This window comes from Schinkia azotoformans (genome assembly GCF_035811335.1).
Lineage (GTDB): Bacteria > Bacillota > Bacilli > Bacillales > Bacillaceae_J > Schinkia > Schinkia azotoformans.
This window is the reverse complement of sequence record NZ_JARSMD010000029.1, coordinates 112626-136154: the sequence shown is the minus strand read 5'-3', so window position 1 is coordinate 136154 and position 23529 is coordinate 112626. Positions and strand designations below refer to the sequence as shown.

Sequence of the window (23529 nt, the reverse complement as noted above, 5' to 3'; positions counted from 1 at the left end):
ACTGCCCGTCGCACAAAAAGGCTGCTACGAAGCAGCCTTTTAATTTTGCATCTGTTCTTTTCTACGCGCTCTTTCTTCTTCCATTCTTTGTATATAAATCTCACCTTCTTTTTCTATATACTCCATATCCACTTCTTGATCTTCCTTAGCTGTTTTAATCATCATATAAGCGCTAAAAACAATACCTGCTAATACAAGATAAATCCACCATGGCAATGTAAACAATTGATTCCACTCCTTTTAGACAAGCTTTATTTAAAAATATGTGGCAGGAATAAAAATATGCTAAAATCTTCAGCCATAACTCGATTTGAGTTATAATACGTATAACTATTGATGATCGTGGGGGAAGTAAATGGAAAAGGCAAGTTCGTACTTTTATGATTTTATTCCAGTTAAAATAGATGTAACCGAAGATGAAGAAAGAGCTATTGTAGGCAAGTACCCACCTCCCATATGGGTTGAGGGAAGAAATGAATTTAATATTGATAATGAAATAAAGGGAAATGATGTTAATGTCCAGCTTTTGTTAACAGAATTTACAGTCGAAAAAACAAAAACAGATAAGCAATACTTAAAGCTAAAATTTAGTAATAACATTGGGGCCATAAATGCAAAAATGTGGGACAATGACGGGGCACTTGATCGATATATCCCATTATTAAATGAACATACCCTTTTTCAGGTAAGTGGAAAAGTGGAAGATTACAGAGGGCATAAATCAATCACGATCCACCGGATGCAGCCTTGTACCGAAAATATCGACCCATTTTCACTAATTGCCTGTACACAGCAAAACACCGAAGCACTAACGATAGAGCTGTTCACCTATATCAATGAACTTAAGTCTCCTTTTAAAGAAATCGCAGTTGCCGCTATGGATCGCTTCTGGGATCAATTTAGAATAAGGCCGGCAGCGAAAGGGCATCATCATAATTATTTAGGCGGCTTATTAAAGCATACAGTCGGACTTATGCGTTTTGCCCGTTATATTGTTAAGTTTGAAGATAACCATTTCCAAGCTGTCTTCAAGCTTATTCAGCGCATTGAAAAAGCTCTTAAAGAAGAGCTTTGGGCTGATTTACAATCTGATAATCCCGGTGCCAATTCCCACTCGTTCGTTTGGAAGGATACGCTTGACCATCTCTATTCAATGTTTTATGGAATGGCCAAACATAAAGGCCAGGCTCCGAATTATGATTTATTAATGGTCAGTATTTTATTTCATGATATTGGGAAGCTGCTCGAATATCATCATGCAGGGAAGACCTACGAGGATTTTAAATTCCTATTTCCAACTGCTGATCATTCGTCATTAGAAAATCGAAAAGCGACTGGGATTACAATGGATGAACTTGGAGTCATGGTCGGGCATATTCCATACGGAGTCTTATTGCTTTCGAAAATCATCGAAACTGAAAATATTACAATCTCATTAGAAGAGATCCATCAAATGCATCATTGCATCCTTTGCCATCATGGTTTACCTGAATGGGGCGCATGTGTGCGCAACCCGCAAACGATCGATGGCTACTTAATTCATTTAGTAGACTTTTTAGACAGCAGATATGAAAATACAGAAGAAATAAAGTAAGGAACTTCAGGGAAAAGTAACCCATATGGAGGTGATCTTTATGGCAAAGTTCAAAGCAAATCCGAGTAAAAATGGGGTCGCCGCTGCCAGCGTGAGAGGAAAAATGAACCCTGGTCAGCAAAAAGAGCTTACAGAGCATGCGTTTCAATCAAATACAAACCAGCAATTTAAAAAGGACTAATAAAGGGACGGGCAAAGTGCCCCGTCCCTTATCTACCTGTGAAAACCGGTGTTCTTTTCTCAAGAAAAGCGTTGATTCCTTCCTGGTGATCGACCGTTTCACGCATCCTCATTTGCCCTATTTTTTCCATTCGTAATATTTCTAATAAATAGTGGCGACTGCTATCTGAGATAATCTTTTTTGATTTAATCATCGCTTCAATCGGTTTTTGAAGCCACTCATTTGCTTTTGAATAGGCCGCATCAATAGCTGGAATTTCACTGACCTCGTCGATTAAGCCGATTCGATGTGCCTCATATGGGTAATAAATTTTCCCTTCCCATATGACCTGCATTGCCTTATGATCACCGAGTCGCTGTTTCAGAAAGAAATGCCCACCGCCATCCGGAATTAACCCGATATTAATAAAGTTCATGGCAATTTTTGCATCTTTTTCAGCAATTACATAATCTCCAGCTAAAGCAAAACTAAATCCAAGACCTGCGGCAGGACCGTTAATTGCACTAATGACTAATTTAGGTAAAGCATAGAGGGTCATGATCACTTCATTAATCGTGTCCATAACTTTTTCAAAGGTTTCTTCGTTCGTATCTTTAAGCAATGCCTTAATATCCCCTCCTGCTGAAAAAGCGTTACCGTTACCAGAGATGATTAGAATACTAGCATCACTACTAGCAACTTCCTTTAGTTTTTCAAGAAGTTCATTAAGCATGTCAACATTTAACGCATTCATACATTCAGGACGGTTTAATTGTAAAGTAGCTATGCTCCCTTCAACACTTAATACCACAAATTGGGACATCAAGAACACTCCTTAATTAATATTTAAATTTTCCCAATGTTTATTATACTTCATTTCACAAACAATTCCGATAATAATTTAATCTTTTCATTTGTATAGTGTTCATATTTATCATTATACGTTTTAGGGTCCTTCGGATTTGCAAACCTGGTAATCTTCTTCGTTTTCGGATCAACTAATTTACTTGCGGCACCACAGCCAAGCCCGATTATCGTTTGCTGCTCCTCCATTATTAAAATATTGTATAAGCTTTCTTGGCCGTGCAGTAAATAGCCGATATTTTCTAAGTTACCTAGAATATTTTTTTGGCGATATAAGTAATATGGTTGATAGCCGTGGGCTTTCGTCCAATCAGTCGCCATATTCATCATTCTTTGAACTTCATTTCGATCGGCTACCTTATACTTGTCCTTATTTTGGGTCATTTCTGAAGCCCTTTTAAAGGATAAAGTATGAACTGTTAAAGATTCCGGCATTAACTTAGCCGTTTCATTTAATGTATATTCAAATTCCGGCAAGCCTTCCCCTGGAAGACCAATGATCAAATCCATATTTATATTTTTCATGCCCATTTCACGAGCTAATTTAAATTTCTCAATCGTTTCTTCGACCGTATGGTGCCTGCCAATTGCCTTCAACGTTTCTTGAATATATGATTGCGGATTAATACTGATGCGATCTATATTCCATTTCTTTAAGACATTGATTTTTTCAACAGTAATAGTATCCGGTCGCCCCGCTTCTACCGTCACTTCACGGACTTTATCGATATTCGGAAAGGATTCATACATTTCTTCATAAAGCATGTCCATTTCTTCTGTTGTAATGCTTGTTGGGGTACCACCGCCAAAATAAATGGTCGTAATATTGATGCCATTTTCCTTCAGCCACTTGCCAAGTTCCCGCATTTCATAATGCAATCCGCCTAAGAAGGAATTTACAGATCCTTGTCTCCCATTTATCGCATAGGCCGGGAATGTACAATAGGCACATTTTGTTGGACAAAATGGAATTCCAATATAGATGCTAACCTCGTTTTGAAGCGAAAATAAGTCGGGGATCGTCCGCAATTGGTTGTCAACAATCGCCTGCATCAGTTCCAACTTCTCTTGTTGGATCATATAGTTTTTCTTTAGTTCTGCGTGTGCATCCTCTTTTGCGGCCCCTTGATTTACTTTGTTGTGCAGTAATTTAGTTGGCCTAATTCCAGTTAGCGTCCCCCACTTTTGAATAATGCCAGTCAAGTCCTGCAATAAAATTAAAAAGGCATAGGAGATAGCATGTCGTGCTGCTTTATCCCATTCCTTAGTACCTGGTGGAAACTCGCTGCTCTTTTCATAATGGGTGCTGTATGAGGTATTGGTTTGTATTTCGACCAATTGTGCTTCGATACGAATCTGTTTCTCACGGTCGATCTTATAATTAACGATAACATCCGCTGGCTCTTCCATTGCCGCGACGAACACAGAACACTCTTCATAAAATAAATCAGCAATTAGCTGAAGATTGCGTTCAAATTGGGGCTCAACACCTGTAATTTGTATTTTCATTATTCGTCACCTACTCTATTGATGTACACTGTTTCAAGTTTACTTAACAATGTATGGTTGGTCAAACAGAATAAGCCGCGGGGTCTGACCCTGCGGCTCGCATTCCATCTATTTTGTAATTTGCCGTAAAAATTCAATTCTTTGCTGCTTTCTAAAGTGCTCCCGAATCATAAACGCAACCCCATTATGATTATTCGATCTTGTCACCCAGTCCGCCGCTTTTTTCACTGCAAACGGTGAATTCCACATCGCTACGCCAAGTCCTGCTTGGCTGATCATTGGAATATCGCTAATGGAATCGGCGATTACGACTGTTTTTTCCATTGGAATACCGAGATGTTCTCCTAGTCTTTTAACACCTCGTTCCTTCGATACAGCACCAGGTAAAATTTCAAATGATAATTCATGAGTATCGATCACGTTTACTTCCGGGAAAGATTTTTTTACAACCTCTTTCACTTCTTTCAATTCATCTTTATTTGAAAAATAAACCTCTATTTTCGGAGTTGCCATCGGGAAATCAACGAGTTGGTCACTTAGGCTATGGACAAATTGAATTGGATAGAATAACGGATCATTTGAATCCGCAATAACCCTTCCCATTAAGTTACCTTTTTGTTTAATACGGTTTCCAATCGAATAGCGCTCATGCAGTAGCCTAATCGAACAGTTATAGGTTTCGAGAACTTGCACTATGTTGAAGGTTTTTTCTTCTGATAATCTTGCTTCAAAAAGCGGTTCCTCGATATTATCAGAAATAAAAGCACCACTATGTGTAATTAAATGACTTTCTAATTTTAATGCTTTTGCTATTTTTTTTGCTGAAGGGAAGTTGCGACTAGTAACTAACGTAACATATACACCTTTATCTTGGACATAATCAATTGCCTGCCTTGTTTCCCGGGATAGTCTTCCATTAGATTTTAATAATGTGCCATCAATATTAATTGCCAGTAATCGATACATCATAATAGCTCCCCCTTGTCTTGTGTGTTCGGCTCCACTTAATACAAGTATCACTTTATGATAAATATGAGTAAGAAAATTCCCTTAGAACAAAAAAAGCTGACATTTCGGTTGTCAGCTTTTTTCGTAATCTATTTTATTGTAGTCCCTCAGGTGCTCCGTAAAGCTCCTCTAACGGCTTCATGATTACTCTTGTTAAATCACTAATAATCATACTCATTCTTTCTTCAGCCTGCATTAATTGCGCAATCCCTTCATGCTGCCCGATTAAGGTAAATTGCTGCTGTGCCTTTTGGATATCCTCTTCTGAAATATCCTCACCCATCATTTGCTTTTGCTGCAGTTCAAATTGGGTTTCACGAAAACTATCAAATAGACGTTTCGATGAGGCATCATTATTAACAATATCGTAAAGCTGTTTTAATCTTTTAAAATCATCGCTATCCCTAATCGCTTTTTCCAGGGCATAGGCCACATCATATACATTTGCCATTACAAAATCCCTCCTCTTCTTTCCTAAAATTATGCTAACTTCCCAAAATTGATACTAACTAATCATTAGAAAGTTCTAGCCAACAAAATAAACAATTAATCCTTGCACAATTCCAATTAATCCACCAAGCAAAGCACCTAAATACGTGATCATTTTAAATTCTCTACTTGAAATAGAAAGGATAATAATCTCTAATCTCTCAACAGGAAAAGCTTCTACCTGTTTTCGGACAATCTCGGAAAGATGAAGTCTTTGCATCATTTCTTCAATGCGATTGTCGATGAAATCACTAATCATGCTAACTGCCTTAGGTATTAAGGTTTCGAGAATTAATTCATGATAGGATTTTGATAATTCCTCGATTGAGGATTGAAGCCAGTTTCTGTAAGGAATTTGTTCATTAATTTGTGTTTTTAAAAATGAAAGCAGTTGTTCACGTCCAACCTTTTCTTCAAGTGTTCCAACCTCCCAGCCTTTCACTTTATCCCATTCTTGATCCAATAATTGTGTTAACATATTTTGTGTTCCTTCATGGCTCAAAAATTTAATCAACTCAGGTTGAACAGAGTTTACAATTGTATCATTGCTTATAAACATTTGCACCATATTTCCAAGTGAACCGAGGTTTTCAAGGAAATCTTGAATCATCATGCTTAAACGGACTCTTCCCTCACTGCTCTCAAAATAGCTAATCCCTTTATTTAAAATGTAGGCAGAAAAATCCGGAATTTTGGAGTCAATCTTTAAAAGCAGTTCTTCAGGTAATGTTTCACCCAAGACCTGAGAACGGGCTTGTCCAAGTAAATCTTCGTATCTTGCCTCAATAAAAGCATTTAACTTTTCCTTCAGCTTTTCTTCAGCTTCACTGACACCGAATCCTTCCAACCATTCAGAAAGCGTTTTTTGGCTATTTAATACGACTGAAACCTCTGACTTCGCCCATACCTCCATATCCTTAATAAAGGCCGGCTCTTTAAATTTACTTCGAATCCCTTCTGCCGTTAAAAGATGATCCACGACCGTTCGTCCTAGCTGGATCGCTAAATCCTCACGCCGTTTCGGAATGAGCCCCGGTGTAAACGGCAATCTTTTCCCCCATAAATAAATGGGCTTAAGTGGCCTAAACAGCATTTTAATGGCAAGATGATTCGTCACACCGCCAATCACCGCACCAATAACTGCCATAAATAAAAGCATGCCTATTAAATTCATGTAACTAACAACCTTCCTTATCTAATTCCTCACACTAACGCCTTTATTCTCATATGATACTCTAATCAGCTAACGCCCATGGGCATTGTGAGGGTTTATTATGAAAAATATGTTCAAGGTTCAGATTCTTCCTCTAGATCATACAGAAGCAGAATCTTCCACTATCATTATAATTAGTTCCGATTTATCGAAGCAAACAAATACCTCCCACGGTCAAAAAATATCATTAGTTGCCGGAAACCAAGTAGTCGATTGTATTATACATGTAAGTTCATCAAAAGAAAAATCCACCATTTATTGTGCGGATGCTATTCTTGAAGGACTTTATCTACCGATCGATTCCTTTACGATTTTTGTAAACATACATTCTAATAAAAGAGTTTGGGAGTTAGGACCTTTTGTCGGGATTGTAACCGACCGCATCCATAATAACCATTTCGGTACGATCCATGACTTTCTTGAAGAATTACAAGCCTATGGATATGAACGGCATATATTAGTCTACGTGTTTCACTTCGAAAGCCTTTATAACGATTATGTAAATGGATATATATATTCCTTGGCAGAAAAGAATTGGAAAGAAGGAAAGTTACCTGTCCCTCATGTTGTCCATAATCGGATTCATTCCAGACTAGTGGAAAGGTCGGAAAAAGCAAAGCAGTTTTTTGAGAGATTAAATCAGGCAAACATTCCTTATTTTAATGAAAGATTCCTCAATAAATGGCATGTGTATGAAGTTCTATCCAGTCAAGAACATCTATTACCCTATTTGCCAGATACGAAGCTGTTAAATGGAAGAAGAACATTTGAAGAAATGATAAACAAGCACAATTTTTTATTTTTAAAACCGGTTCATGGAAGCCAAGGCAAAAATATATTTAAAGTAGAGTCTAAAGAAGAAAGGTTTTTATTAGATTACTCAACCTTTTCTGGGGAAATTGAGAAGGAATTCCCAACGATACAACTTTTATACGAAGCCATTCAGCCACGTTTACAAAAACAACGCTACATTATTCAACAAGGCATATCACTATTAGCCTATGAGGAAGACCGTCCCCTCGATTTTCGGCTCTTATGCCATCGACATAATGAAACGGAATGGGTAGTAACATCCACAGTTGCAAGGGTTTCCTCAAAAAATGAATTTGTCTCAAATCTATCTAGAGGCGGAGAATTATTTAAAATCGAAAAAGCCTTAGTCGACCATTTTGATAAAAAAACGATCGTTCAAATTGGTCAGCTCTTAAAAGAAATTGCAATTGAAGCAGCTCTAATTATTGACCAACATGCCGATGGAATCTACGGGGAATTGGGGATTGACTTAGCCCTAGATAAAGATGGGAAACCATGGATTATTGAAATTAATACTAAGCCTTCAAAAAATCAGGATCCCGAAGGATTCACTCCTAAAGTTAGACCTTCGGCAAAAGCGATATTAATTTACTGTTACAGTCTCTCAGGCTGGAGATTATAAGGGGGTATAATGATGTTATCCTTTGGATTTTTAACATTAAATAAAAAAACAGAACATGATTATTATACTGAAATCGGAAAAAGAGGAGCACCAATGGACATTGAAATCTTTTGCTTTTCACCGGTAGATATTAACCCACAAACCGAGCATGTACACGGTAAAAGATTCAATTCATCTACTGAAAAATGGGAAGATGCCATTTTTCCAATTCCAACCTATATTTATGACCGTTGTTTTTACTCATCAGAAGAGATCCTTAAAAAATATTCACCAATCGTAAACTGGCTGAAAAATCGTAAAGACATTTGCTTCATCGGGCACGGCTTGCCTAACAAGTGGAAAATATACAATACACTCTCCTCCCATTCCATACTTAAATATTACATTCCGGACACTTCAAAGGCTGAAAGTTCAGAAGAAATCTTTAGAGCATTAAATAGACATAAAAAAATTATATTGAAGCCGGAAAATGGGGCTCAAGGGAGAGGCATTATTTCTTTAACATTAAAAGGCAAACAAATAGAATTTCAAACCCATCGTCATAAAAACGTCATTCATAAAATATTTTCAAAGAAAGAACCGTTAAATAACTGGTTAAAGCAATTGCTAACTGCCCATTCTTATCTAATTCAAGAGTATTTATCACTTCTTGATGAGGATAAAAGACCTTTTGATATTCGCATCTTACTTCAAAAAGATAAAGGTAATAATTGGCATGAACTTGGACGTGGTGTTCGTAAAGGTCAAGAAGGTCATATCATCTCTAACTTACACGGCGGTGGTGATGCCCATTCCTTTAGTGAATGGCTGAATTCCATTGACCGCAATCAACAAGAACTGCTTTTAGATGATATCCAAACGATTATCACTCAGCTGCCTGAAACGCTTGAGGAAAATTTCGGTCCATTATTTGAACTTGGAATAGATCTTGGAGTTGCAAAAGATGGTTCAATCTGGATTCTTGATACAAATTCAAAACCCGGTCATAAAACAATTTTGCAAACAAATCAAGGTGTTGAAAATACGTTATACAGTGCACCTTTAGAGTATTGCAAGCATATCGCACTGCAAAGGAGCTGATAAGAGATGTCTTTATATACCGTAAAAAAAATACCTGATACTTCAAATTATGTTCGGTTGCCTCAGGCTTTATTTGATCAGTTCAGCGACTATCATCAAATTTCCCTGGGTACAGAAATTTGTAATTGTCAAATAAAACGGACGAAGGAATTTCAAACCATTTACGTGTCATCCGCGATTTGGGAACGGTTGGGTATCCCTTATGAAAGCAAGGTCCATGTAATCCCTCATGAAGGCATACTTCACATCGGGCCATTAGTCGGGATATTTACGGCTGGTTTTACTGGATCTATTATTAGACCCATCGGTGACAGAACCTTATTCTTTGCAAAATTGCTTTCTACCGAAAAAAAAGTGGGTGCATTTACATTTATTTTTGGTGCCAACCACATTAACTGGGAGACTGGACGAATTGAAGGTCTATTCCACAGCACAGACGGTTGGAAGAAAATTGAAGTTCCATTTCCAAACGTCGTATATGATCGGTTACCAAACCGAAAAACGGAAAATCACAATATCTTAAAAAATATTAAAAATAAGCTGCAACATGAATACTTGATTCCATGGTTTAACCCTGGTTTCTTTAACAAGTGGGAGATTCACCAGATTTTTAGTACCTATCCTGATGTTGCCGGGTTTCTACCGGAAACGGCTTTAAATCCAACGTTAGATTCAATTAAAGCTCTTTTTTCTAAATATAACAGTGTTTATATTAAACCGATTAACGGCAGCCTGGGGCTTGGCATTCACCAAGTCATTAAAGCAACAGATGAGGAGGAATGGTACTGTCGTTTTCGTAAAGATGAAAAGAATCATTTACGAAAGTACAAGACACTAGAATCGTTGCTGCGACAACAATTCCAAAAAGAAACGCTCGAAGGATTTATCGCTCAACAAGGCATTCCCCTTTTTAGGGTTGAGGATAAACCAATTGATTTTCGAATCCATACGAATAAGGATGAAACTGGCATTTGGCAAATGAGTGCCATTGCCGCTAAAATTGCAGGAATTGGCAGTGTTACAACGCATTTGGGAAGCGGCGGGATTGTAAAAACGGTCGATGAAATAAAAAAATTAATACCAGTATCATACAACATTGTTGAAAAGCTTGAGGAAGCCGTCCTTGTTATGAGCCATATATTGGAAAAGGAAATTGCCGGAACAATTGGTGAGATAGGCTATGATGTGGGAATAGATAAAAACGGCCGGATATGGCTTTTCGAAGCAAATTCAAAGCCAGGCCGCTCTATTTTTAAGCATCCAAAGCTTAAGGATTACGATCAATTATCACGCTCTTTACCAATTTCCTTTGCCCTCTATCTAACAAAAAGGTCTATTTATGAACCAGAGGTGCTTTTTCAATGAAAATAAATAAAAATTTCCGAAAACAACCATTCATCGTTGGAATTTTAACTACAGCTGGGAAAAACTCAAAGATCACAGGAAACCTTTCGTTATTTCGGGACATATCCACAAGATTAGCAAAAAGAGGCGGAAAGGCCGTGCTTTTTACGCCAGACTCATTAAAGGAAAACCGTCTGACAAGTGGCTTTGTTTTTATTAAAAGGAAAAATTGCTGGGTTACCATTGATTTTGATGGAGTTCCAACTGTTATATATAATCGTATACCATATCGTAAGGATGAAAATACAGACCAATTCAAACTTTTTAAAGCATGGTGTAATGATCATAACGTTCCGATGTTTAATGGTGGCTTTTTCAAAAAATGGGACGTCTATAATGCCTTAACCAACGATTCAACGCTTAAAAAGCATATCCCATTTACACAATTAATCAGGTCAAAAGAACAGCTTGAGGAGCAATTAAATAAATTTCACTCCCTTTATTTAAAACCGAATGAAGGCAGTAAAGGAAATGGAATTTTCGTACTTTCCAGGCACGAGGACGAAACCTTTCATATAAAAGGACACAGCGGTATGTATGGCACCTCCTTTTTTCAAAATATTTGGGAAAAGAAGGTAAATCCTTTGCTGTTTGACCGGGAATATATTTTACAACAAAAAACGGACATTTTGACATATGAGGAATGTCCTTTCGATTATCGGGTTCTTGCCCATCATGTCAAGAATAAATGGGTTGTTTCCGGGATCGGTATTAGGCAAAGCAAACTGAACGGAATAACAACGCATGTGTTAAAAGGCGGAAATATATTAACCGTGGATGAAATAACTACAGAAAAAGATATTAGGAAAATTCAGAATTTGGCAATACTTTGTGGAAATACTATGGAACAAGCATTTAGGGATAGCTCCAAATTTGGATTGATAAAAGAATTTTCAATGGATGTCGGCAAAACGGTTGAGGGAGCATTTTATATTTTTGATGTCAATTCAAAACCAATGAAATTTGATGAGCCGGACATATATGAAGCTGGACTCAACCATTTAGTAGACATTTTTTTGGAGTATGAATAGTTACAACTGTTATGAACAAATTAAAGGAAAAGGGAGGTAACTGCTTATTATGAATTTAAACGAAAACGAGAGAGAGCAAGAAATTAAAAATCTAATGGAGAAGGATTCAAAATATGAAGGCCGAGACCGGTATTTTTTAGATGTTGATCGCATGATTAACGAGGGCATGGCAGGAGGAACAATCATTAACCGAGAAGATAATCCACAAATAGGTGAAGCTAGATCGTTTGAAAAAGAAGAACCACCACTAGAGTTGGAATAGTATAGAAAAGCGCTGGAGCTGGAAAGTAAAAAGGGCTGTGACAGCCCTTTTTATTGTCCATTTATCGACTTTTAACAATCATTTGTACCGCTTCATTAATAACATCTTCTGCGCTTTCGCCTTTTTCAGCTTGGGCTCGAATACAGTGTTCTAAATTTTTTGCAACAACATAACCTATTGTCCGATCAATCGCTGCACGAGCAGCCGATAACTGCGTAATTACTTCTTTGCATTCTTTATCTTCTTCCATCATACGAAGGATCCCACGAACTTGTCCTTCCACTCGCTTTAAACGGTTTTTCATATCTTGTGGATATTCCATCTTTACTCACCACCCTTAAAGTACAGTACCCCATAGTGTACTATTATTATATAATATTTTTTCATAAATGAAAATAAATACTAAAGTTCCATCTCGTTAATTAAATAAACAACTTGTTTCGAACATTTTAAACAAGAAAAAACATGGGGACATTCATGTTTTTTTCTATTGTTGGGATACCCATCAAAAAGCTTCATCCCTTCAATATCTAAGTAAGCACTATAAGCATCGAAATAATCCATTAATCTTCCTTCATCCGCCATTGCCTGCTGGCAATGTGGACAAATATATTGCTGCTGCTCGATTTGATTGCATAATGGACATACAAACATATATTTAACCCCTTTTAAACTTTATTAAGTAGAAAAATTCTATAGTAAAAGTATGTGTATGACAGCAACAGTCTACAACAAGCAATTCACTCCAAAAATTGGCTTTATGATATCAGAATAAACGATAGTGAAACACATAAAATACTCTCAATAGTTTTTCAAAAATAATTTCAAAAGCAATAGGAAGAACATTCAAAAATTTACCAATAATAAATAAAATAAAATTGGTTAACTTAAGAATACAACAAACAACATTGCAACTAAGTTAAAAAATAAATTAATGCAATATACCTTTATATCATAGGGTTAGCCTTCGTGGCAGTGAATACACACTGTTGGTGCAATTCCAACTAGCCCTACCAATTACAACACAGAAAATTCTTAAGGAGTGAAGTATTATGGCAAACAACAACAGCGGTAACAGCAACCAATTATTAGTTCCTGGAGTTGCACAAGCACTTGATCAAATGAAATATGAAATCGCTCAAGAATTCGGTGTTAACCTAGGTGCAGACACTACTTCTCGTGCTAACGGATCAGTTGGTGGAGAAATTACAAAGCGTCTAGTTTCAATGGCTCAACAACAAATGGCTGGCACACATGGCCAATTTTAATTAAAATAATTTAATATAAATGGCTGAGGCCCTAAGTATTTTGCTTAGGGCCATAATTATGTTTAGGAAAAGCTAAAGTAAGCCGCAGGGTTAGACCACGCGGCTTATTCTCTGCTCATTTTTTTTGAAATATTTTTTCCGTAGTGAACATTAGAGACCTATTGTTCATTAACAGAAAAATTATGATAGAAACAAAACGACAAGTATTTATTCACCTGTCGTTTTGTCGATTAATGCAGTTTTTTAAGCGTTTCTTGCTTTAGGCTCCTAAATCAATTGATGCCTTAGCAACTACATTTGGAGCTGTTTCTTTGTACCCGAATGAACACAGCATGACTAATTCAGATAAGATGGCTGAAACCACAATGCTGCAGCTAGTGTAGATTGATCAGATAGATAGCCAGCTACGCTGGGACCAAATGATCCACCTACTAATTCTCCAATTAGTATAACTACAGAAGTTGCTGTTGCCATGAGTGCGATTGGAATAGATTTACCCGGCAATATAAACATTACAATTGCTTGGTAAGCCAAACCAGCTGATAAAATTATTAAACTAACTAATAGAAGAAAGAATACTCTAAAACATTATGGGGTAGATTAAATCTACCCCATTGAATTTAGGTTACAAGCTTTTTCTCAAAATATCCGCCTTCTAAAACGGAATGAGAAAACAAAGACAATTGCAAAAAACGGAATGAATCTTCTACGAAAGCCGGAACGTAAAAAAATTCCTCCTGGAGGTGGGTCCCAGTCTATCATTCCTCTATATGTTCTACCATCACAAGTTCTTACCTCAACTGGTTCTCCTCTATATCTCATTAAAGGATGCATGCATATCACTCTCCTTTCTTTTCATCGATTCAACAAAAGGGTAGAACCAAACGTTTGTCCTTCTACAACATGTCTCGAAATCTTATAACTAATCTTACATAATTTCCTCTTTATTTAAGAACAAATCTTAAAAAGAGAAATACAATATATTATTTTTTGTTGTCTAGTAGCTTCCAACGAATGAAGTTCCTACAATAATGAGTAATATGAACAACACAACAATTAACGCAAAAGAAGTTCCCATCATATTCATTCCTCCTTCCTGCAGATATTTAAAGGTTTGAATGAAACTACCTTTAATATAATGTATGAAGTATAAAGCAAATGGTAATGGACAAACCTTTAATTGTTTTAAAAATCCATACTTGTCCAATTCAAGAGGCGGATGAAGACTGAAACTCAGCTTGAGAGCAAAAAAAGGTCTTCATATCTGCAAATCATAAATAAGGTTGGTGTACAATAGCCGCCTTTTCTGCTTTTAATCTACTGAACTTTTAATCCATATTGCGCACTAATCAACCCCGGTCATCTGACCGTAATACTAAACAAAAAAATGTCAATCACCCCATTGGGAAATTGACAATTTTAAATCTGTCTCTTTAACTAAAGAAGCAGATATATACAGTATCGGTAAAAAAACATTGAAATGATGCACCTTTTATCATTGTTTATATGTAACCGTAGAATGGCGTTTAAGGACTTGACTTGGAGCCTCTGTGGGTACGATTTGTCTTGAAAGGCTGAAGCAGTTGTTTCATCAGGCAAACGAGCCTATCATACCCACCTCTCCAAGTAAAGTCCTATCGTTGTTTACGTTGTAAACTATAATTATTTACTGAAGATAATAAGTAAACAAAGATAGAAAAGGGCTGATTTTGTTTCGTTATTTACGATGATTACGGTCAAAAATCATACTGTATATATGCACCCCGTTACTTCAATAAGCAGGGAATTCTTCTGCTGTACGTTATGGTCGAGATGTGACACTAACGCACTTTATATTTTTCAAAAATACGCTCCAATTGTTGTTTTTTGACTAACCAAGATACATCTAACATTGATTCTGCGTGACCAACTTTGGAGAAAGCTACTATTTCAAGGTCTGTAAATTCAATTCCTTTTTCATCACATTTATTTATTAGTTTTGTTGTTCTTCTTTTTAAACGTGAAAACTCTTTATCTCTATCCACAAAATCACCCTTTCGTTACTTCGCATTTGGCATCTTGTAAGTAGCATCAAAAATGATATTTCTGACTACGATACTTGTCCATATCAAATAAGATAAGTTTCACATAACATGTACTATCTTTTAACAAAGGTGGTGATATTTATGTCTGGATCTTATGGTGGACACCATATGAATTTCAACTTTGCTTTAATTGTTGTTCTCTTCATTTTATTGATTATTGTTGGAACAGCATTTGTTCACGGAGGCTATTAAGGCCAATTAACAAATCCAAATCCGCCCACTCATATTTCACCTCCTAGGAAGCACTACCGCCGAGTGCTTCCTTTTTAATTCAAAACGTATGTATTAAAAATAGTTATGATCTACAACACATTAGGTTCGGAATGCGTAACATCAAAAATGAATTTTTAGTCTAAAGTATCCTCCACCTTTGTCCGAATCCAGAAGGACAAAAGTTACATAAAATGTTCTATCTTCTAACAAAGGTGGTGATACTTATGTCTGGATGTTATGGTGGTGGATATGGTATGGGAAACAGTTTTGTATTAATTGTTGTACTTTTCATCTTATTGATTATCGTTGGAACAGCCTTTGTTGGCGGAGGTTATTAGTACGATTTAAAGTCTAATCCAACCTCTATTACCATAATAGGAAGCACATTTCTAAACGTGCTTCCTATTATTAAAACCCATTACCGGAGGTGTAAAGTTATGTATACACGACCAATTTGTTGCCCACCAAGATACGTAGTTCGAGATCGTTATGTTCCATGTGTCCATCCTATTATCCATCCAATAGTTCAAGTAAATCGTTTAAATATAGTAGATGTACCTCGACACATTTATAAACCTATTAGAAAAAATGTCATTGTTCATCATAGACGCCCTTTTTATTGCTGAATTCCCATAATGCCATGCTTTTTTTAGTATAGCATCTTCGTTTATTCCATTATTTTTGTTTATGAACATATTTATCATATGTGATATAAAGAGAAATGGGCTTTCGTATTACTTGTTCCATTAACCTGCTTCGTTAAGTGAAAAAATTCACAAACTTAAGGTTGATTTTATCAAATCAGAGGACTATTTGGAATAAAAATTCCATTTCAGTAAGATAGGATTAGTGCGCAATAGCCATATAATGTGACATAAAAGAACGATCTACCCTGGTGAACATAGAAAGTGGTCCCAGCTATCAACTTGGGACCACTTTATCAATTATTCTTTACTCCTTCGGATGAATCATATCCTTTGGATTAATATACTCGTCAAACTGTTCTTCAGTTAAATATCCTAGTTGAACTGCAGTTTTTTTCAATGTTGTATTATCTTTAAAGGCCTTTTTCGCAATCTCGGCTGCTTTTTCATAGCCGATATGCGGGTTTAATGCAGTTACCAGCATTAACGAATCGTTCAAATAATGGCTAATAACATCTAAGTTGGCCTCTATGCCAACAACACAACGGTCGTGGAAGGACATTATTCCATCAGCCAAAAGTCGCACGGATTGTAAGATATTATAGATGATCACCGGCTTAAACACATTGAGCTCAAAATTCCCCTGGCTTGCAGCAAATCCAATTGTTGCATCATTACCCATCACTTGGCAGGCAATCATCGTCATAGCTTCACTTTGCGTTGGGTTGACTTTACCTGGCATAATCGAGCTCCCCGGTTCATTAGCTGGGATCGTTAACTCACCGATACCACATCTTGGTCCACTTGCAAGCCACCTCACATCATTGGCAATTTTCATTAAATCGGCAGCCAATGCTTTTAATGCACCGTGAACGTAAACTAATTCATCATGACTCGTTAAGGCATGAAATTTATTTGGAGCAGAAATAAATCTGCTGCCAGTAAATTTGGAAATCTCCTCGGCGACTTTTTCTCCAAACCTAGGATGGGCATTAATTCCGGTCCCCACAGCAGTCCCACCAATAGCTAGCTCCCTAACATAATTCAAACTGCCCTCAATCATACTTTCATTTTTCTCTAACATACGCTGCCAGCCGGAAACCTCCTGGCCCAATGTTAACGGAGTGGCATCCTGAAGGTGTGTCCGTCCAATTTTAATAATTTCGGCAAATTGTTTACTCTTATTCTCAAGTGTTTCCTTCAATTTTTTTATAGCAGGTAAAAGCTGTTTTTCAATCATTAAAACGGCGGATACATGCATCGCTGTTGGAAATGTGTCATTAGAGCTTTGTGATTTATTGACATCATCATTTGGATGAAGCTTCACAGTAGAATTCTTTCCCTCAAGCTTTTGATTTCCGATATGGGCAATGACTTCATTCACATTCATATTGGATTGTGTACCACTACCTGTCTGCCAAACCACTAGTGGAAAATGCTCATTAAGACTTCCCGCAAGAATATCATCCGCTGCCCCAACAATAGCCCCCACCTTCTCTTTATCCAGCTTTCCTAATTCACCGTTCACAATTGCCGCACTTCTTTTCAATATTGCAAAAGCCTGAATAACCTCCATTGGCATTTTTTCTTGGCCTATTGGAAAGTTCTGCTTACTTCTCTCTGTTTGCGCCCCCCACAGCTTATCTGCTTCAACTTGTACCTCACCCAACGTATCCTTCTCAATCCGATATTGCATTAATATAACCTCCTCGTTTTATAAAGCAAATTAAAAGAGTATACTATATTTATTTCATTTCCTATTTTCCCAATTCTAAACTTTATAAGTATAAGAAAAGACTGACAAAAGTCAGCCCACTATTTCAATATCGTTTTGTGTGTCTTCTCTCTTTTTCCAAAACACCCTGAGGCTCGAGGCGATAAAAGCAACAAAAAATGTGCACAACCCCATTAATAAAAGGACTAAGCAATCCCTCCAAATTAATTCAAAGCCAACACCTTTAATAAAAATATTTCGTACTCCATCAAGAAAATAGGTTAATGGTAATAAGTGACCAATGACACTTAACAATTTAGGCATTGCCTCAAATGGCCAAGTAAAACCAGACAGTAAAAATGATGGAACGGCAATTAACATCGTAATTTGTGTTGCCCCGACTTGGTTTGCAGAAAACAAACTTGCAAGATAACCGATCCCTAATAAAGCAAACGTAAAGGAAACGGCTAATCCAATGGCAGCAAAGAGATTTCCATTTGACGGTAAGTCAAAGCCGTAAATGGCAACTAAAAACGTTGTTATAAAATTAAAGATTCCAATTAAAAAGTATGGTGCAGATTTTGCGTAAGCAATCCGCCAAGGACATTCACGCCATTCTTTAAATCTGTTCCAATTACCTTGTTCTTTATCACGGGTAATCGTTAATGATAAGCCCAACAACAATACTTGTTGCAAGGCAACCCCTATTAAGCCGTAGACTAGAAAAGTGCTGTAATTAAATGTTCCATTATAAAGAACCCTTGAGCGAAAAGGGATGGATTGAAAGGTTAATTGTATTTGCTCTGAATTAAATTTGTTTTGCGCGAGTTTTTTCGCTGCTGTTCCAAAATTGAAATTAGCAATAACCTCATTTGCTGCTTTCGTGGCTGAGTTTGAAATAAGCATATTACTTCCATCAATCATTGTTAAAATAGGCGCTTCTTCCCCGCGCAATACTTTGTTAAACATATTGTTCGGAATAACGATAGCAACCTTTGCTTTTCCCGCTTCAAGTAATGGCTGGATCTCCGCTTCCGAATTCACTAGTTTAATAACATTAAAGCTTTCTGTTTCATCAAAAGCCTGGACTATTTTTTGACTTAATTGACTGCGGTCTCGATCGACTATAACGGTATCCATTTCGGTTACACGATGATGGGAGTAGAGATAACCAAACATGGCTGTATATAATATTGGTATAAGGAAAAGCACAGCAAATAAACGCTTGTCCCTAAAGATATTTCTCCACTCTTCATTAATGATATGACCAATGCTTAATTTCATTTTAGCTCACCATCTCCAACCCATTTTACAGTCATGCCTGTTGGGATTTCAGCAGGTAGGTCCGGTAACTCAACCTTAAGCGCAAATGAACGGATATCAGTTTCACCAATACTTTGCGTAGCCTTTTTTATCGCAAAATCACCGGCAGGAGAAATCGTTTTAATTTTTCCGGCCAATTTTTGATGGGATGCCACTAATTCAACAATAACAGGATCACCTGTTTTTAAATTTACAATTTCCGATTCATCAAAATAAAACTGTGCATACCTCGTATCATTCGTTTCGATTGTAAAAATAGGAAAACCTGTGTTTACGAGCTCTCCTATTTGCGTTGATTTGGTTACAATCACGCCATCTGCAGGAGCAACTAATTCTGTATAGGAAAGGTATGTTTTAGCCTCATCCAAAGCTGCTTGGGCTTGACTTTTTCCGCCTTGGGCTGAAGCAATAGCACCTTCTGCTTGACCGATTGAGGCATTTGCCAATTCCACATCTTTTTTACTTACATCTACTTTGCCACGGTTGGCAATCGCATTTTTTAATGTTGCCTGTGCTTGATCAATTTGTGCAGCTGCTGACTTTTTCTGTTCTTGGGAAGCGAAGTATTCAGCCTTTGCTTGCTCCATTTTTGCTTTTGCTTCATCTACTTGAATTTGTGCTACTGCACCAGCTTTTTGCAATTCTTTCATCCGGTCATAATTAGTTGTTGAAATTTCGTAGAGCTCTTTAGCAGAATTAATTTTAGCATCCAGTGCTTGAACATTTGCCTCAGCTGCCTTTACTGCAGCTTCCGCTTGTTGAATTTGACTTTCAATTGACTGTTCAGTAACCGTAACAGCTTGATTACCCTGTGCTTCTTTAACGGTAGCCGCTTTTTTCGCGCTGCTGGCTTCCGTTATTTTTCCTTCCGCTAATTGAACTGCCGCTTCTGCCTGCGCTACTTTATTTTCTAATTCTTTGCTTTCCAAGCGAGCTATAACTTGACCTTTCTTTACAACTTCTCCTTCTTCCACTAATAACTCAGTTATTCTTCCTCCAATTTTAAAGCTGGCATTAATGGTAGTCCCCTCAATATAGGCTGTCGGACTAGCGGTAGTTAGACCTCCATCTGAGGCTTGACTTGTTAGTAGTACCCCAAAACCACCAGCAATTAAAATGAACATCCCAATAAATATGATCCACCGTAAATTCTTCATCTCGCCATCACTAATCCTTCCATTAAATAAAGCTTAAACAATTCAAAAACCTCTTCATTCGTAAGCATCCCATGCCGAATATCATTCAATTCTACAACCAACGAAACATACATTTTATAAATGACAAATGCTGTTATTTCCGGGTTACATTCTTTGAATTTTTTATTAACGATTGCTTTTTCAATGAAAACCTGTATATAAGATAGTAATTCTTTTTCAATTTGAACAAGGGCTTGTTTCGCCACTTCTGTCCCAAATTCTTTAACCTCTTGAGAAAGCTTAATCATTAATACATGTTCTTTCCGGTAAAGTAAAACACTGTAAAGCACTTCATGTAAGTTTTCAAATGCAGTTCGGTCTATTCTTATAGCGTTTTCGGCATTTTCCTTCATTTCGCGAATAAGGGCTTGGATGATTTCCTGAAGAATGACCTCTTTATTTTCAAAATATGTATAAATCGTACCTTTACCTACCCCTGCAATCTTAGCTATATGGTCTACCGTAGTCCCTTTAAAACCAAACATTGAAAAAGATTGAGTTGCCGCTTGCATGATTTTTTCTCTTTTATCCACTTTCTCACCACCGATTGACCGTTTTAGTTTTTTGGTCAGTTTTTCAAGAAATAATTTACCATATTTAATACACCTCGACAAGTTTTAACTTCATTCAACTGAATCGCTCAGGCTTCCGTAAATATCCATTTAAAGACAGAATTATGAATATTTTTCAGAAAATTGTTAAGATATTGTGAAATTATCACCAAAATAGTTGAAAATGTGATAAATATCATATATTGTCGAATTAAGCAGACATTATAATAAAGGCATAAACAAAATATTAGAAAAACACGTAATTTGCCCACAATGGCAAATTGCGATGTATTTTCTTATACTATCGACAAATAAAAATATAAATTCTGATAGTATAAAGAAATTAGAATAAATTACTATGGAGGATCATGAATAATGAAAAAAAGAATTCCATCTTTCGAGGAGCTAGTAAGGGAGAACAAATTAGAATTAATGCGTGATGAAAAAGAAATAGATCGCATTGAAATGAAATTAGAAAAGAAACGCGAAAAACAACTAGTTGCAGCTACATCAAGAAGATAAAGTAAGGGTCAGGCACCTTACTACGAATTAAAATGTTAGAATCTTTCTAATATTTCGATTCAAAGGAGCCAGACCCTCTTTTTTTAGAGTACATATTAGTAGCAAATACACCTGCAATGATAAAAAACGTTGCTAATAATCCACCTTCAGGACCAAAGTTTCCCCCTGTCAAGAGCTTCGCACTACTTTCTGTAGTTATTTGATATAGCCCATGCGGGTCTGTACCGCTAACCGGAAAACCAAACACATTCCCTTGAAAATAATTCCATGTAATATGATACCCAATTGGCATCCATAGACTTTTTGTAGCATCATACATATAAGAAAATAACAGCCCTACAAGACCAATGTTAATCAATCCAAAAACCGAGACATTGGGATTCATACCATGGAATAAAGAGAAAATTAGAGCTGACATTACATATAGGAGCCATTTCGAATTATGACGATCTTCCATCGTTTTCATGATATAGCCGCGAAAAAATATTTCCTCGGAAAAGCCGACGGCAATAAATAAAATTAGAAAAGTTAACGAATAAATAGAAAAGTCTGGTGCAAATAGACTCACTTTTAACGATAGCTGCCCCGTCAATAACAATAGGATAAAAATAAGCGTCATCGAGGCCCCACCTAAAAATAACCCGAACACAAAATCCTTCATATTTAAACTATTAAGTTCTAAACCAAGCGCTACAATTTTCTTTTTATTAATATATCTCCAAATTAGCAAACTGCTAAAAATAGCACCTACTACCCCACCGCCATTCATTAAAAGCTCGATCCATGGGTAATATCCTGGATCGAAAATCTCCCTATGCAAAAATATCCCCGGCAAGGAGAAAAGCACTTGAAAAACAATTAGCATCATACTAGCTAAAAATATAAGCCACCCCGACCGTACTAATCCGAATCGATTTCTAAAAATAATTATAATCCCCCCTATACTCCTTACACGCTTGTATTATGTTTACGCAGCTTTGGTTGAAATATTCTAATTCGTTTCGCATTAGATAAAGAATAAATGACAAGTGCAAGCCAAATAAAAGCAAAAGCAATAAAGTCGATCTTCGTAAATTGTTCATGGTAAACAAATATGCCTAAACACAATGTTATCGTTGGTGAAATGTACTGAATAAAACCAATCATTGATAAAGGTACCCTTTTTGCAGCTTCCGCAAATAATAATAGTGGGATAGCAGTCACAATTCCTGTGCCAATTAATAATAAATTAGTAGTATTAAAAGAGAGAAGTGCAAATTCTCCTTTTCCATCTAAATAAAGACTAATTAAATAAACTACGGCTATTGGAGTTACTACCATAGTTTCAACTGTCAATCCAGTAGTTGAACTTAAGTTTGCTTTCTTTTTAACTAAACCATATAAGCCAAAGCTTAATGCCAATAATAATGCAGCCCAAGGAATTTTCCCGTATTGGAACGTCAGCACCAAGACACCAATTGCCGCCAAGATAAAAGATAGCACTTGAATGAAGCTAAGCCTCTCTTTAAGAACAATGACCCCTAATAACACACTAATTAATGGATTAATATAGTATCCAAGGCTAGTTTCAAGGACATGATTGTTATTTACAGCCCAAATATAAATAAGCCAGTTGCCGCTTATAAGAATTCCAGACATAATAACAGATAATGCCAATATAGGCTTTGAAATAATAACTTTTAATTCTGTTAGAAACTGCTTCCCCTTTTTGAAACATAGTAATACTAAGATCATAAGGGCAAACGACCAAAAAATACGGTGGGCTAATATTTCTTCTGCAACGATAGTATCTAATGCTTTCCAGTATATTGGGAGGACCCCCCAAATCATATAGGCAAAAACCCCATTTAACACACCTATCGTTTGTTGTTTTTGTTCCTCTTCCATTTAAAATCCTCCGATTCCAAAAAAAAAAATAATAAAGTAATTATATGACTGCTGTTTAGTTATTGCTAGTTTAAATTA

Annotated in this window: 28 protein-coding genes; 11 read left to right on the top strand and 17 right to left on the bottom strand. The window is 36.6% G+C overall.

Features of this window, described 5'->3' with window-relative positions; translation table 11 throughout:
* Positions 1 to 39 precede the first annotated feature (39 nt).
* Complete coding sequence (locus tag P9E47_RS18775) at positions 40 to 225, bottom strand: sporulation YhaL family protein (RefSeq protein WP_003329329.1); 186 nt, start codon at positions 223 to 225, stop codon at positions 40 to 42.
* A 130-nt stretch (positions 226 to 355) separates the two neighbouring features.
* Between P9E47_RS18775 and P9E47_RS18770 the strand changes: the two genes are divergently transcribed.
* The gene (locus tag P9E47_RS18770; RefSeq protein ID WP_326164331.1) at positions 356 to 1594 is read left to right on the top strand and encodes a hydrolase; all 1239 of its coding nucleotides are present in this window, start codon (positions 356 to 358) and stop codon (positions 1592 to 1594) included.
* A 40-nt stretch (positions 1595 to 1634) separates the two neighbouring features.
* Positions 1635 to 1775, top strand: coding sequence for a YuzL family protein (locus P9E47_RS18765; protein ID WP_087946140.1), 141 nt, complete (start codon positions 1635 to 1637; stop codon positions 1773 to 1775).
* A gap of 28 nt (positions 1776 to 1803) precedes the next feature.
* Here P9E47_RS18765 and P9E47_RS18760 read toward each other — a convergent pair whose 3' ends face one another.
* The 5 genes from P9E47_RS18760 to P9E47_RS18740 form a co-directional block, all read right to left on the bottom strand.
* Positions 1804 to 2577 carry an enoyl-CoA hydratase gene (locus P9E47_RS18760; RefSeq protein ID WP_326164329.1) on the bottom strand — a complete coding sequence of 258 codons (774 nt, stop codon included), beginning with the start codon at positions 2575 to 2577 and terminating at the stop codon, positions 1804 to 1806.
* Between the two features lie 50 nt (positions 2578 to 2627).
* A complete protein-coding gene (locus tag P9E47_RS18755; protein ID WP_326164327.1) occupies positions 2628 to 4127 on the bottom strand; it encodes a coproporphyrinogen III oxidase in 1500 nt (499 codons plus the stop codon).
* Between the two features lie 108 nt (positions 4128 to 4235).
* A complete protein-coding gene (locus tag P9E47_RS18750; protein WP_003329325.1) occupies positions 4236 to 5093 on the bottom strand; it encodes a Cof-type HAD-IIB family hydrolase in 858 nt (285 codons plus the stop codon).
* 136 nt (positions 5094 to 5229) lie between these two features.
* Positions 5230 to 5586 (bottom strand): YlbF family regulator, encoded by a 357-nt coding sequence (locus P9E47_RS18745; RefSeq protein ID WP_003329323.1) that lies wholly within the window; start codon positions 5584 to 5586, stop codon positions 5230 to 5232.
* Positions 5587 to 5661: 75 nt separating this feature from the next.
* Positions 5662 to 6798, bottom strand: coding sequence for a DUF445 domain-containing protein (locus P9E47_RS18740; protein WP_003329322.1), 1137 nt, complete (start codon positions 6796 to 6798; stop codon positions 5662 to 5664).
* Between the two features lie 100 nt (positions 6799 to 6898).
* Between P9E47_RS18740 and P9E47_RS18735 the strand changes: the two genes are divergently transcribed.
* The 5 genes from P9E47_RS18735 to P9E47_RS18715 are packed head-to-tail and all read left to right on the top strand — an operon-like array spanning position 6899 to position 12049.
* Positions 6899 to 8272: a YheC/YheD family endospore coat-associated protein gene (locus tag P9E47_RS18735; protein ID WP_003329321.1), complete on the top strand. Its 1374-nt coding sequence runs from the start codon at positions 6899 to 6901 to the stop codon at positions 8270 to 8272.
* Positions 8273 to 8281: 9 nt separating this feature from the next.
* Positions 8282 to 9352, top strand: a complete 1071-nt coding sequence (locus P9E47_RS18730; protein WP_235786682.1) for a YheC/YheD family endospore coat-associated protein — start codon at positions 8282 to 8284, stop codon at positions 9350 to 9352.
* 6 nt (positions 9353 to 9358) lie between these two features.
* Positions 9359 to 10717, top strand: coding sequence for a YheC/YheD family endospore coat-associated protein (locus P9E47_RS18725; protein ID WP_003329319.1), 1359 nt, complete (start codon positions 9359 to 9361; stop codon positions 10715 to 10717).
* On the top strand, positions 10714 to 11787 hold the full coding sequence (locus P9E47_RS18720) for a YheC/YheD family endospore coat-associated protein (RefSeq protein WP_003329318.1): 1074 nt from the start codon (positions 10714 to 10716) through the stop codon (positions 11785 to 11787). Before P9E47_RS18725 ends, P9E47_RS18720 begins: the two co-directional genes overlap by 4 nt.
* Before the next feature lie 49 nt (positions 11788 to 11836).
* Complete coding sequence (locus tag P9E47_RS18715) at positions 11837 to 12049, top strand: hypothetical protein (protein ID WP_003329317.1); 213 nt, start codon at positions 11837 to 11839, stop codon at positions 12047 to 12049.
* A 61-nt stretch (positions 12050 to 12110) separates the two neighbouring features.
* Here P9E47_RS18715 and P9E47_RS18710 read toward each other — a convergent pair whose 3' ends face one another.
* Entirely contained in the window at positions 12111 to 12371 is a 261-nt protein-coding gene (locus P9E47_RS18710) for a metal-sensitive transcriptional regulator (protein ID WP_003329316.1), read from the bottom strand.
* An 80-nt stretch (positions 12372 to 12451) separates the two neighbouring features.
* On the bottom strand, positions 12452 to 12703 hold the full coding sequence (locus P9E47_RS18705; RefSeq protein WP_003329315.1) for a hypothetical protein: 252 nt from the start codon (positions 12701 to 12703) through the stop codon (positions 12452 to 12454).
* Between the two features lie 398 nt (positions 12704 to 13101).
* Between P9E47_RS18705 and P9E47_RS18700 the strand changes: the two genes are divergently transcribed.
* Entirely contained in the window at positions 13102 to 13317 is a 216-nt protein-coding gene (locus P9E47_RS18700) for an alpha/beta-type small acid-soluble spore protein (protein WP_003329314.1), read from the top strand.
* Between the two features lie 336 nt (positions 13318 to 13653).
* On the opposite strand, the gene P9E47_RS18695 is transcribed toward P9E47_RS18700, so the two are convergent.
* From P9E47_RS18695 to P9E47_RS18685, 3 genes are all read right to left on the bottom strand, one after another.
* Positions 13654 to 13851, bottom strand: a complete 198-nt coding sequence (locus tag P9E47_RS18695) for a hypothetical protein (RefSeq protein WP_157382032.1) — start codon at positions 13849 to 13851, stop codon at positions 13654 to 13656.
* A gap of 463 nt (positions 13852 to 14314) precedes the next feature.
* On the bottom strand, positions 14315 to 14395 hold the full coding sequence (locus P9E47_RS18690; RefSeq protein WP_162137827.1) for a YjcZ family sporulation protein: 81 nt from the start codon (positions 14393 to 14395) through the stop codon (positions 14315 to 14317).
* Between the two features lie 742 nt (positions 14396 to 15137).
* Positions 15138 to 15341 carry a hypothetical protein gene (locus P9E47_RS18685; protein WP_326153888.1) on the bottom strand — a complete coding sequence of 68 codons (204 nt, stop codon included), beginning with the start codon at positions 15339 to 15341 and terminating at the stop codon, positions 15138 to 15140.
* 168 nt (positions 15342 to 15509) lie between these two features.
* On the opposite strand from P9E47_RS18685, the gene P9E47_RS18680 reads away from it, so the two are divergent.
* Together P9E47_RS18680 and P9E47_RS18675 are read left to right on the top strand one after the other, a co-directional pair.
* Entirely contained in the window at positions 15510 to 15593 is an 84-nt protein-coding gene (locus tag P9E47_RS18680) for a YjcZ family sporulation protein (RefSeq protein ID WP_407697207.1), read from the top strand.
* 245 nt (positions 15594 to 15838) lie between these two features.
* Entirely contained in the window at positions 15839 to 15952 is a 114-nt protein-coding gene (locus P9E47_RS18675; RefSeq protein WP_081585618.1) for a YjcZ family sporulation protein, read from the top strand.
* Positions 15953 to 16565: 613 nt separating this feature from the next.
* Here P9E47_RS18675 and fumC read toward each other — a convergent pair.
* The 4 genes from fumC to P9E47_RS18655 form a co-directional block, all read right to left on the bottom strand.
* A complete protein-coding gene (fumC, locus tag P9E47_RS18670; protein WP_003329464.1) occupies positions 16566 to 17954 on the bottom strand; it encodes a class II fumarate hydratase in 1389 nt (462 codons plus the stop codon).
* 111 nt (positions 17955 to 18065) lie between these two features.
* On the bottom strand, positions 18066 to 19256 hold the full coding sequence (locus tag P9E47_RS18665) for an ABC transporter permease (RefSeq protein ID WP_326164325.1): 1191 nt from the start codon (positions 19254 to 19256) through the stop codon (positions 18066 to 18068).
* Entirely contained in the window at positions 19253 to 20452 is a 1200-nt protein-coding gene (locus tag P9E47_RS18660) for an HlyD family secretion protein (RefSeq protein ID WP_003332925.1), read from the bottom strand. The genes P9E47_RS18665 and P9E47_RS18660 overlap by 4 nt, the downstream gene beginning before the upstream one ends.
* Complete coding sequence (locus P9E47_RS18655) at positions 20449 to 21003, bottom strand: TetR/AcrR family transcriptional regulator (RefSeq protein ID WP_326164339.1); 555 nt, start codon at positions 21001 to 21003, stop codon at positions 20449 to 20451. The genes P9E47_RS18660 and P9E47_RS18655 overlap by 4 nt, the downstream gene beginning before the upstream one ends.
* Positions 21004 to 21417: 414 nt before the next feature.
* On the opposite strand from P9E47_RS18655, the gene P9E47_RS18650 reads away from it, so the two are divergent.
* The gene (locus tag P9E47_RS18650) at positions 21418 to 21564 is read left to right on the top strand and encodes an FbpB family small basic protein (protein ID WP_081585771.1); all 147 of its coding nucleotides are present in this window, start codon (positions 21418 to 21420) and stop codon (positions 21562 to 21564) included.
* Positions 21565 to 21610: 46 nt separating this feature from the next.
* Here the strand turns inward: P9E47_RS18650 and P9E47_RS18645 are convergent, their stop codons facing one another.
* Both P9E47_RS18645 and rarD read right to left on the bottom strand, forming a co-directional pair.
* Positions 21611 to 22384: a CPBP family intramembrane glutamic endopeptidase gene (locus P9E47_RS18645; RefSeq protein ID WP_326164323.1), complete on the bottom strand. Its 774-nt coding sequence runs from the start codon at positions 22382 to 22384 to the stop codon at positions 21611 to 21613.
* Positions 22385 to 22512: 128 nt separating this feature from the next.
* Entirely contained in the window at positions 22513 to 23451 is a 939-nt protein-coding gene (gene rarD / locus P9E47_RS18640; RefSeq protein WP_326164321.1) for an EamA family transporter RarD, read from the bottom strand.
* Positions 23452 to 23529 lie beyond the last annotated feature (78 nt).